At 64.0% G+C, this 9,980-nt stretch carries 11 protein-coding genes; 7 read left to right on the forward strand and 4 right to left on the reverse strand.

Annotation, left to right across the window (positions count from 1 at the left end; translation table 11 throughout):
- Positions 1 to 331: 331 nt before the first annotated feature.
- The gene (locus EOD07_RS10865; RefSeq protein ID WP_127235437.1) at positions 332 to 1,093 is read right to left on the reverse strand and encodes an SOS response-associated peptidase; all 762 of its coding nucleotides are present in this window, start codon (positions 1,091 to 1,093) and stop codon (positions 332 to 334) included.
- Positions 1,094 to 1,210: 117 nt separating this feature from the next.
- Between EOD07_RS10865 and EOD07_RS10870 the strand changes: the two genes are divergently transcribed.
- The 4 genes from EOD07_RS10870 to EOD07_RS10885 all read left to right on the forward strand — a co-directional run bounded on the left by EOD07_RS10870 (position 1,211) and on the right by EOD07_RS10885 (position 3,621).
- A complete protein-coding gene (locus EOD07_RS10870; protein ID WP_127235438.1) occupies positions 1,211 to 1,636 on the forward strand; it encodes an NUDIX domain-containing protein in 426 nt (141 codons plus the stop codon).
- Between the two features lie 71 nt (positions 1,637 to 1,707).
- The gene (locus tag EOD07_RS10875; RefSeq protein ID WP_041009585.1) at positions 1,708 to 2,085 is read left to right on the forward strand and encodes a TIGR02301 family protein; all 378 of its coding nucleotides are present in this window, start codon (positions 1,708 to 1,710) and stop codon (positions 2,083 to 2,085) included.
- Between the two features lie 356 nt (positions 2,086 to 2,441).
- Positions 2,442 to 2,699: a hypothetical protein gene (locus tag EOD07_RS10880; protein ID WP_040984202.1), complete on the forward strand. Its 258-nt coding sequence runs from the start codon at positions 2,442 to 2,444 to the stop codon at positions 2,697 to 2,699.
- A gap of 130 nt (positions 2,700 to 2,829) precedes the next feature.
- On the forward strand, positions 2,830 to 3,621 hold the full coding sequence (locus EOD07_RS10885) for a hypothetical protein (protein ID WP_127235439.1): 792 nt from the start codon (positions 2,830 to 2,832) through the stop codon (positions 3,619 to 3,621).
- A gap of 77 nt (positions 3,622 to 3,698) precedes the next feature.
- On the opposite strand, the gene EOD07_RS10890 is transcribed toward EOD07_RS10885, so the two are convergent.
- Together EOD07_RS10890 and EOD07_RS10895 are read right to left on the reverse strand one after the other, a co-directional pair.
- Positions 3,699 to 3,923: a hypothetical protein gene (locus tag EOD07_RS10890; RefSeq protein ID WP_127235440.1), complete on the reverse strand. Its 225-nt coding sequence runs from the start codon at positions 3,921 to 3,923 to the stop codon at positions 3,699 to 3,701.
- 142 nt (positions 3,924 to 4,065) lie between these two features.
- On the reverse strand, positions 4,066 to 5,397 hold the full coding sequence (locus EOD07_RS10895; protein WP_127235441.1) for a dihydroorotase: 1,332 nt from the start codon (positions 5,395 to 5,397) through the stop codon (positions 4,066 to 4,068).
- An 85-nt stretch (positions 5,398 to 5,482) separates the two neighbouring features.
- Here EOD07_RS10895 and EOD07_RS10900 point away from each other — a divergent pair, with 85 nt between their 5' ends.
- The 3 genes from EOD07_RS10900 (at position 5,483) to EOD07_RS10910 (ending at position 9,193) form a co-directional block, all read left to right on the forward strand.
- A complete protein-coding gene (locus EOD07_RS10900; protein ID WP_127235442.1) occupies positions 5,483 to 6,346 on the forward strand; it encodes a folate-binding protein YgfZ in 864 nt (287 codons plus the stop codon).
- The gene (locus EOD07_RS10905; protein ID WP_127235443.1) at positions 6,346 to 6,984 is read left to right on the forward strand and encodes an HD family hydrolase; all 639 of its coding nucleotides are present in this window, start codon (positions 6,346 to 6,348) and stop codon (positions 6,982 to 6,984) included. The genes EOD07_RS10900 and EOD07_RS10905 overlap by 1 nt, the downstream gene beginning before the upstream one ends.
- 67 nt (positions 6,985 to 7,051) lie before the next feature.
- Positions 7,052 to 9,193 carry an EAL domain-containing protein gene (locus tag EOD07_RS10910; RefSeq protein WP_127235444.1) on the forward strand — a complete coding sequence of 714 codons (2,142 nt, stop codon included), beginning with the start codon at positions 7,052 to 7,054 and terminating at the stop codon, positions 9,191 to 9,193.
- 13 nt (positions 9,194 to 9,206) lie between these two features.
- Here EOD07_RS10910 and EOD07_RS10915 read toward each other — a convergent pair.
- Positions 9,207 to 9,980 (reverse strand): fatty acid desaturase family protein (locus tag EOD07_RS10915; protein WP_127235445.1); only part of this gene is annotated, 774 nt, incomplete at its 5' end.

The raw sequence follows: 9,980 nt of genomic DNA on the forward strand, positions 1-9,980 counted from the left end.
GAGAACAATGGCTCGCAGCAAGCAGGAACAGAACCGACAAACGCAGCCGGCTCTCACAAGCCACTACCGCGCGATCGGCCCGGCGGCTATCGTCGCCGCCCTTCTCCACACCGCGAAGAAGAAGAAGCCCGCGCAGAAGATCGTCTCGCCGCGCGCTGCCTGAAAAGGCACGACCGGCATGATCCCCGACGACGGGGACGCCGGCGATGAGGGCGCCCAGGAGCGCCCTGGAGATGAAGGCCCCGGAGCAGCCTTTCGAGGCAAGCAGCCTTCTTAAATGGTTAGCGCAATTCCGGACGGAAAACCGCTCCACACTTTTCCTGGAATTGCTTTAAAACAAGCTCATCTGGTTTTCGTCCGCGCCAGGCTTCTGACGCCCGGGCTTTTCGGCCTGCGGTGAAACGATGCCGCGCTCCTGGATTTCCGGCCCGGTGTTGGCGACCTTGTTGACAAGGTCGGAAACCGGTATCGCCTCGAAGAAATCGGGCTCGGCCGGCTTCAGCAGATCGAGCACGTCACGCGGCTCCTGCGTGCGGCAATCGAGCCAGCGGGCGAAGTCGCGCTCCTCGATGACCACCGGCATGCGGTCGTGGATATGGGCGATGCCGGCATTGGCCTCGGTCGTGATGATCGCGCCGGTATCCATCTCCGAACCGCCAGGCTCGGCGTAGGTCTCGATCAGGCCGGCGAAGGCGAGCACGCCGCCGCGTCGCGGGCGGATCCAGTAGGGTTGCCCCCTGGCCCCACCCGACTGCTGCCACTCGTAGAAGCCCGATGCCGGCACAAGAGCGCGCCGGTGGCGCATGGCGGCCTTGAACGAGGCTTTTTGCAGCACGCTTTCGGAGCGGGCGTTTATGAGCAGCGGAAACGCCTTGGTGTCCTCGACCCAAGCCGGGATCAGGCCCCAGCGCACCAGCATCGCCTGGCGGTCCGGCAGGTTCGAGCCAGGCTCCCGCGGCGGGCCGGCAAGCGCCATCAGCACCGGCTGTGTCGGCGCTATGTTGTAGCGGGCCGGAAATTCCTCCAGCTCGGCCAGACCGAGAAAGGCGGCAGTCTGATCCGGCGTGGCGGTCAGGGCAAAGCGTCCGCACATGGATTTGGGCTCATCAATTGACGGACCATGAAAGTGGCGATGGAACCGCCGCGCCGCAACGGCTAAAGCTGGTTTCGCCCAATCGGTCCACAAAAGCCTGCAGGAAGATCGGCACGCATGGAACAGCGCAAGATCATACCGGCCGTTTCCGTCGCGGTCGTTCGCGGCGGCACCGTGCTTCTGGTCAAGCGTGCGCGAGCGCCGTCGCAAGGGCTCTATGCCTATCCGGGCGGCAAGGTCGAGCCGGGGGAAACGCTGGCGGAGGCGGCGGCGCGCGAATTGCTGGAGGAAACCGGGCTCGAGGCGACGGGCTATCGCCCGTTGCGCGACATCCATATCGACGGTACGGCCGAAAACCACGCGGTCGACTACCTGCTGACGGTGTTCGGCGCCGCCTATGCCGGCGGCGAGCCCGAGGCCAACGACGACGCCGAGACCGCGGCGTTCTACACGCTGGCGGAAATGGCAGGGATGCCGCTTGCCGGCGATGTGTTCTCTGTCGCCGAGGCGTTGCTTGGCCCCGCGCTAGGCGCCAGGCGGTGAGCATCCAGAATGGCCTTGCAGGCGACAAAATGTTTCGCCACAAAGCCCTGCCCTTTCATCGCAAGGCTTTGATGACCCGCGCTTCCGCTTTTCTCGCCGCGTGCCTCGCCGTCAGCGTCGCTGCAGCGGCACCCCCGGCGCTCGCCGCCGAGGCGCCTTTCGAGCCGGGGCTGATGCGGCTGGCCGAGGTGCTCGGATCGCTGCATTTCCTGCGCAATCTCTGCGGTGAAAAAGGCGACCAGTGGCGGATCCAGATGGAAAAGCTGCTCGAGTCGGAAAATCCCGATCCCGACCGGCGCGCCCGCTTCATCGCCTCGTTCAATCGGGGCTACCGCTCCTTCAGCGGGACCTACACCCAATGCACGCCTTCGGCGGCCGAGGCCATCGCCCGCTACATGAAGGAAGGCGAGACGCTGTCACGCGACATCGCCTCCCGCTACGGGAATTGAGCCCGGCTCGTCCCGCGGCAACGTTTTACGCAGTTTTTTTGCGGCAATCGGCGCCAATGTGAGGTGCCTTATTGTCTCCTGTCCCGCTCTGGTGCAATCATGTGTTGCACTTGCGCAACAGCGTTAATGAAACGTTAGCGCGCAATTGCGGAATTAACTCAAACTGAAGGTTTTGATGCCGCGAGCCGGCCTAATCGGCTAAGCTCGGCATCGATTGAGGGCAGTCTCGCCCACAATGTAGATTTCGACCCTAAAAATGTCGTATTTACAACGACTTAAGTGAGACTGCAGACGAACTGGCAGACCAAGCCGGATCCATCGGTCGGATCGCCGCTTGCAGAAGGTGGACATCGCAAATGGAACATGGTGTCAGCGACATCGACGCGTTGGTCAGGGAAGAAAAGCGCCTGACGGCCGTGGAGAGCCACAGCGAAGCCTGGGCGGAAGGCCTGTCGGCTGGCATCGAACCGGAAATCATCGCCGAAGCAGCATTGGAGACGGCTTTCGGCGAGATGCTGCGCGCCAATGGCGAGACCTCGGCGCTGGCGCTGCTCGACCGCATGCGCGAAAAGGTGATTGCCGGCGCCTTCGAACCGGAACGGCTCAAGCACTAGTCACCTGTTTTGACAGCGACTTTTTGACAGTGACTTTTGACGCGGGCGCGCCGTTTGGGCATCATACCCATGCGCTTGATTGTTCAGAGCGCGGCCCGGGCCAGGCCGGGTAACAATGGAGAGGCAAGCGGTGAGATTTTCGATGTCAGGCCGGCCACGCGGGCTGGCCCTCAGCATCCTGATCGCCGCTTCCTGCCTGGCGTTGCCGCTGTGCCTCGCCAGCACGCCTTCCTACGCGCTGAGCGAGATCCAGCGCGAGGACCTGCCTTCCCCGGTCGCCCCGCCCGCCAACGGCGACAGCGCCGCGCCCGGCACCGCCGTGCCGATGCCGGAGGCGCCCGGCTCCAAACCCGCGGATAGCGGGCAGCCCGGGGACGACACCGACAAGTCGGAGCCGGAAACACCGCCGGCCAATGGCGGCATCACCAGCCCGCGCGCCGATCCTGATCAACCGCCGCCGGCGGTCGTCTACGACCTCGACACGCTCCCCGAGCCGGTCAAGCGCATGCATGGGCTGATCATCGAGGCATGCAAAAGCGGCGACATCGAGAAGCTGCGGGCGCTGATCGGCAAGGGCGATTCCATGACGCAATTGTCGCTGGGCGACATCGACGGCGACCCGATCACCTTCCTCAAGGGCCTTTCTGGCGACGGCGACGGCCAGGAAATCCTCGCCATCCTGGAAGAGGTGCTTTCAGCCGGCTATGTCCATGTCGACACCGGCACGCCGCAGGAACTCTATGTCTGGCCGTATTTCTTCGCGCTGCCGCTCGACAAGCTCGATGCCAGGCAACGCGTCGAATTGTTCAAGCTGGTCACGGCCAGCGACTATGACGACATGAAGCAGTTCGGCGCCTACATCTTCTACCGTGTCGGCATCACGCCGACCGGGCAGTGGCTGTTCTTTGTGGCCGGCGATTGAGGCTTCACGACACTCAAAATACCGCAAGGCCGGCGGGACAGCGCAGCGACAGCAGCGTTATCGGATCAGAGAACGATCTATCCGTTTGTCAGAAACACGCCATGTCCGAACTTGTTCGCGAGTTCTTCCACAAGCAGCTTCTCACGCGCCGTAAGGCGCTTTTGATCGACAAAGCGCCAGTTGCGCTCGTAAAGCGCGAAGGCTTCTTTGGCGGGAATAGGGCGCGCGACATCGCGGTTCCAGGCGAGCGCCTGAAGCTCCGGAAACTCTGCAGGAATGATCGGCGCGATGTTCTCGGTCATAGCGCCTGCAAGATAATGCAGAGCGCTTAACAAATCCAATTTTTGGCAGAGATGGAGCGTTTCACGGAAACGGTGAAACGCTCCATCGTTTTGTTTGGCGCAATTCCGGACGGAAAACCGCTCACACTTTTCCTGGAATTGCTCAGGCCGGTAGCGCCTCGGAAAACTCGACCGCCCTGCCCTGCCCGGGTGTCACGATCTCGCCTTCCCACATGACGCGATTGCCGCGCACGATGGTGCCGATCGGCCAGCCGGTGACCTCCCTGCCGTCATAGGGCGTCCAGCCGGCCTTCGAGCCGGCCTGGGCGTTGGCGATGGTCTCGCGCCGCTTCATGTCGACGATGGTGAAGTCGGCGTCGTAGCCGGCGGCGATGCGGCCTTTCCTGGCCATGCCGAAAATGCGCTGCGGACCGTGGCTGGATAGGTCGACGAAGCGCTGCAAGGTGAGCCGGCCGGCATTGACGTGGTCCAGCATGATCGGCACCAGCGTCTGCACGCCCGTCATCCCAGACGGCGAGGCCGGATAGGTCTTCGCCTTCTCGGCCAGCGTGTGCGGCGCGTGGTCGGAGCCAAGCACATCGACGATGCCTTGCGCAATGCCATGCCAGACGCCGTCGCGGTGGCGGGCGGCGCGGACCGGCGGGTTCATCTGGAGCAGCGTGCCAAGCCTGGCATAGTCGTCCGCCGTCAGCGTCAGATGATGCGGCGTGGCCTCGCAGGTCGCGACATCCTTGTGCTGCTGGAGGAAGACGATTTCCTCGGCGGTCGAGATGTGCAGCACATGGATGCGCGCGCGCGTCTGCCTGGCGATGCGCACCAGCCGCTCCGTGCAGCGCAGCGCCGCGATCTCGTCGCGCCAGACGGGATGCGACGACGGATCGCCCTCGACGCGCTCGCCGAGCCGTTCGCGCAGGCGGAATTCGTCTTCCGAATGGAAGGCGGAGCGGCGGCGGGTGTTGCGCAGGATCGAGGCGACGCCTTCATCGTCCTCGACCAGCAGGTCGCCGGTGGACGAGCCCATGAACACCTTTATGCCGGCCGCTCCCGGCAGCCGTTCCAGTTCGCCGACATCGCGCGCATTGTCGCGCGTGCCGCCGACCCAGAAGGCGAAGTCGCAATGCATGCGGTTCGTGGCGCGCCGCACCTTGTCGGCGAGTGCGGCCTCGCCGGTGGTCAAAGGATTGGTGTTCGGCATCTCGAAGACGGCGGTGACGCCGCCGAGCACCGCCGCGCGGGAGCCGGTCTCAAGGTCCTCCTTGTGCTCCAGCCCCGGCTCGCGGAAATGCACCTGGCTGTCGACGACGCCCGGCAGGATGTGCAGGCCCGCGCAGTCGATGGTTTCGCCGGCCGAGGCCTGGCCGAGATCGCCTATCCGCGCGATGCGTCCGCCCTTCACGCCGATGTCGCGGCGACCCTCCCCGTCATGGTTGACCACGGTGCCGCCTGTCAGGATGAGGTCGAAGGTGGTTGCCATGGGCAGGTCCAATCTCTTGCGGGGGGAGTGTGGCCGGCTTACGTAATGACCGACCGTTTTGCAAGATCAGGCCGATTTTACCCTCATGCCCTTTGCCCAGCTCAAAGACCGCGCGCTCATTTCCGTGTCGGGCCCCGACGCCGAGCATTTCCTGCAAAACATCCTCACCACCGATCTCGATGCGCTCCCGCACGGCGAGGCAAAGCCCGGCGCGCTGCTTTCGCCGCAGGGCAAGATCCTGTTCGATTTCCTGATCTCGCGCGCCGGTGACAACGCCTTCCACCTGGAATGCCGGGCCGACATCGCCGACGACTTCGTGCGCCGGCTGATGCTTTACCGGCTAAGGGCGAAGGCCGATATTGCCAAGCGGGATCAGGCGCTTGTCACGATCGCATGGGGCGATGATTCAAGCCGCTCAGTTTCTGATTCAACGGCGCTTGCCGACACGCGTTTTCGCGACATTGCGATCAGCCGCACTTATGGCGGCGAAACAAAGGACGGTGACGATCCAAATACCTGGCAAAAAATTCGCATAGGCTATGGCATTGCCGAAAGCGGCAGCGACTACCAGCTTGGCGACGCCTTCCCGCATGACGTTCTGCTCGACGAAGCCGGCGGAGTCGGCTTCAAGAAGGGCTGCTATATCGGCCAGGAGGTGGTCTCGCGCATGCAGCATCGCGGCACCGCGCGGCGCCGGGTTCTGATCGCATCGGCTGACGGCCCCCTGCCCGCTTCGGGAACCGAGCTCACCGTCGCCGGCCGGCCGGTGGGCGCGCTCGGCTCGGTTAGCGGCAGGACTGGGCTCGCTATTGCCCGCATCGACCGGGTCAAGGCGGCGGTCGATGCAGGCGAGGCGATCATGGCGGGCGATGTTCCGGTTACGCTCGCGATCCCCGCCTGGGCCAAGTTCTCCTTCCCTGAAGGCGCGGCCAGCGCGGAGGAGGCCTGATGGCGGCCGACCGGGCCGGCGCGCCGCCGCGCGCCTGGCAACGCATGCTTTCGGGGCGGCGGCTCGATCTGCTCGACCCCTCGCCGCTCGACATCGAGATTGCCGACATCGCGCATGGGCTTGCCCGCGTCGCCCGCTGGAATGGCCAGACCAGCGGCGACCATGCCTTTTCCGTTGCGCAGCATTCGCTGCTGGTCGAAGCGCTTTACGGTGAATTGGCGCCGCAGGCCACGGTCGAGGCGCGGCTCGCCGCGCTGCTGCACGACGCGCCGGAATATGTCATTGGCGACATGATCTCGCCGTTCAAATCGGTGATGGGCGGCTCCTACAAGGACTGCGAGTTGCGCCTGCAGCGCGCCATACACCTGCGTTTCTCGCTGCCGGCGGAGCTTAACGCGGCCTGGCGCAAGGACATCAAGCGTGCCGACCAGATCGCCGCCTATTACGAAGCGACGCTGCTGGCCGGCTTCTCGGCGGCGGAGGCGACCGAGTATTTCGGCCGGCCGCGCGGCTTCTCCGCCGACCGCTTCGATTTCACGCCAAGATCCGTGACCTGGGCGCAAACGGCTTTTCTGAAGCGTTTCAAGACGCTGGAAGCCAAGCGCCAGTCTTCGCTTGTGGTAAATTCAACCCCATAAAAGAACGCTAAATTAACCGGCGAGCAGGACAGTATTGTGTTCGGTCACACGGTCCGAAGGCGTGCTCATGCCCGGCGCACATGTCAAGACTGGTTCGGTCGCCGGCAAGCGAAGAGCAGCCAGTGCTATCCCGGTTCGACGAATAGCTGAAGAACTTCGTGCCCAGAACGAGCGCTTCGCGGCGGCTGTCGAGAACATGTCGCATGGGCTGTGCATGTTCGATGCCGACGAGCGGATGATCATATGCAACCGCAACTACATCGACATCTTCCGCCTGGACGCCAAGGTGGTGAAGCCAGGCATTCGTTTCTTCGACATCCTGCAGCACAGCGTCGACATAGGCATCGCCGGGCAGAGCGCCGACGAGCTTTATGCCATCCGCAAGCCTTACATCGACCGCGCCAAGCCTTCGACCTATGAGGAAATTCTGTCGGACGGACGCATCATCGTCATTTCGCACCGGCCGATCGCGGTCGGCGGCTGGGTGTCGATCTACGAGGATGTGACGGAGCAGCGGCGCGCCGAAGCCGAGCTGAAAGAGCAATATCGCCGCTTCGACGCGGCTTTGGCCAACATGTCGCAAGGCCTGCTGATGTACAATGCCGAGGGCCGCCTGATCGTTCGCAACCAGCGCTTCCTGGATCTGTGCAACGCGAAGGCCGCCGATTTCGCGCTCGGCATGACGCATGGTCAGATGCTGGCGAAACTCGTTGGTCTCGGCATCTTCGTGCCCGTTGAAGTCGATATCGAGGTGGGAAAGACGAAGGCGGCCCTGGACGCGGGCCAGTCGCGGTCGAGCTATCGTGAACTCGTCGACGGCCGCACGCTGTTTGTCTCCCGCCGGCCGCTCGCCGGCGGCGGTTGGGTTGCGACTTTCGAGGACGTGACCGAACGGCGCCGCGTCGAAGAGCGCATGACCCATCTTGCGCATCACGACACGCTGACCAATCTGCCCAACCGCTCGATGTTTCGCGAAAAGCTGGATCAGGCGCTCGGCGAGGCCAAGGCCAAGCCGCTGGCGATCCTCTCGCTCGACCTCGACCGCTTCAAGGCCGTCAACGACACATTCGGCCACCCGGCCGGGGACTGGCTGCTGAAATGCGTGGCCAAGCGGCTGCAGCATGCAGTGCGCAGCAGCAAGGATGTGGTGGCACGCTTCGGCGGCGACGAGTTCGCCATCATCCAGTCGGGCATCAAGAGCGCCGCAGACGCCGAAAAGCTCGCCAAGCGCATCGTCGAGATCGTCGGCAAGCCCTACCGCGACAAGGGGCGTGAAATGCATGTGGGCGTGAGCCTCGGCATCGCGCTCTATCCCGGCGACGGGCACGATGCCGACACGCTGCTCACCAACGCCGACATGGCGCTCTACCGCGGCAAGAGCGAAGGGCGCAACGTCTATCGCTTCTTCGAGCCGGGCATGGATGCGTTGATGCGGGAGCGCCGGGCGCTCGAGGTCGATCTCGAGGCAGCACTCTCCAAGCGCGAATTCGAGCTGGATTTCCAGCCGATCCTCGAAATCGGCTCCGGCAAAATCGTCGGCGCGGAAGCCCTGATGCGCTGGCGCTCGCCGTCGCGCGGCCTTGTATCGCCGGAGAACTTCATCGCCGTCGCCGAGGAGACCGGATTGATCGTGCAACTCGGCGACTGGGCGCTGCGCAAAGCGTGCAACGTCGCCGCCAATTGGCCGCGGGACATGCGCATGGCCGTCAATGTCTCAGCCGCGCAGATCAAGAGCGGCGGCTTCGCCCGCAGCGTGATCGCCGCACTTGCCTTTTCCGGCCTGCCGGCCGATCGCCTGGAGCTCGAAATCACCGAAACGGTGATGATGGACGAAAGCGACGCGGTGCTGAAGACGCTGAGCCAATTGCGCGGCCTCGGCGTGCGCATCGCGCTCGACGATTTCGGCACCGGCTATTCCTCGCTCGGCTACCTCCGGCGTTTCCCCGTCGACAAGATCAAGATCGACCGATCCTTCATCCGCGATCTCGACAAGCGCGACACGGCGGCGATCGTGCGCACGGTAATCGGGCTCGGAGCCGAGCTCGGCATCATCGTCACCGCCGAGGGTGTCGAGACCGAAGCGCAGCTCGACATGCTGCGCAAGGCCGGTTGCGGCGAGGCGCAAGGCTATCTGATCGGCGTACCGAGCAAGGCGTCCGATATGAGCCGGCTGCTGCGTTCGCAGGCACTGCAGCGCCAATCGGGCTGAATGACGCCCTCTGTCAGCGTAGCGCCCCGACATATTTCTCGTGGAAGCTCACATAGCCAGGCTCGACCACTTTGAGATGCCGCTCGATCAGCCGATGGAATTCAGGCAGTTGGTGAAACGGCACGCCGGGATAGGCGTGGTGCTCGGCATGGTAAGGCATGTTCCAGGCGAGCTTGCGCACGAACCAGTTGGTCAGCGTCGTGCGGGTGTTTTCCAGCATGTTGGCCACGAAGGGACAGCGGCCGTGCTCGGCCAGCAGATAAAGCCTCAGGAACGGCTGGCCGAGCAGCGCCGGCACGATCCAGACAGTGAGCACCACCCATGCCTTGAGCCAGACGGCAAGCGCCAGCAGGACGACATAGAAGGCGATCATCGCCCGCGCCTCCGCCTTGACCTTCGGCAGACCTTTCGGCGGCACGTAGCTGCCGCGGCAGCGCCCCATCGCATTGGTGTAGAGCGTCTTGAAATGTCCCCTCCATACCGGCAGCCCGGAAACGTGGACGATGTATTGCCGCACCGTCTCGGGCTTCGGGAAGGCGAGCTCCGGATCGTTCTCGGGGTCCTGGGTGAAGCGGTGATGGGCGAAGTGGAAGTAGCGGAACCAGTCGGCCGGCAGCGCGATCGCCAGGCTGCAGAAACGCGCGACGATATCGTTCAGCCACTGCGTTTCGAACGCCGTCCTGTGCACGGTTTCATGCAGCAGCGTGAACAGGAAGACGATCAGGATGCCCTGCGGCAGCATCAGGACCGGCCAGAACGGCACCTTCGCTGCGATCAGCGCGCCAAG

This window comes from Mesorhizobium sp. M2C.T.Ca.TU.002.02.1.1 (assembly GCF_003997225.1).